Source organism: Rhodoplanes sp. P11, assembly GCF_964266735.1.
Classification (GTDB): Bacteria; Pseudomonadota; Alphaproteobacteria; order Rhizobiales; family Xanthobacteraceae; genus Rhodoplanes; species Rhodoplanes serenus.
In genome coordinates this window covers 1-346 of the sequence record NZ_CAXWGY010000008.1, presented here as the reverse complement: position 1 = coordinate 346, position 346 = coordinate 1, and the positions used below count along the sequence as shown (strand labels likewise).

The following is a 346-nucleotide window of genomic DNA, read 5'->3' as shown; positions in this document are numbered from 1 at the left end:
CGTTCGATCCTCGTCGGCAAACCCCGGCATCAAGGGTCGAACAGACCGACCAGGAGGACAGCCTATGACGAAGAATCGCTTGTTGATCGCGACTGCGATCTCCGCCCTGGTGGCGGGCACGACCCTCGCGGTCGCGCAGAGTGGTGGCAGTGGAGGCGCGGGCGGCGCCGGCGGAGGCGCCAGCATGGGCGGCGGCGCCTCCGGCGGCGCGGGTGCGTCGGGCGGTACGGGCGCGTCGGGTGGCCGCGAGACCAGCGGGCAGGGTTCGGGAGCCGGCTCGGGTGCGGGCTCCGGCACCCAGACGCCGGGTGCGCGTGACGGCGGCTCGGCGGGCCAACGCTCGGGT

General features: G+C 74.6%; 1 protein-coding gene. It reads left to right on the top strand.

Features of this window, described 5'->3' with window-relative positions; genetic code table 11:
- Positions 1–64 precede the first annotated feature (64 nt).
- Positions 65–346, top strand: a 282-nt coding sequence (locus tag ACFQUV_RS09270) for a hypothetical protein (protein WP_378394677.1), incomplete at its 3' end; no start/stop codon positions are given.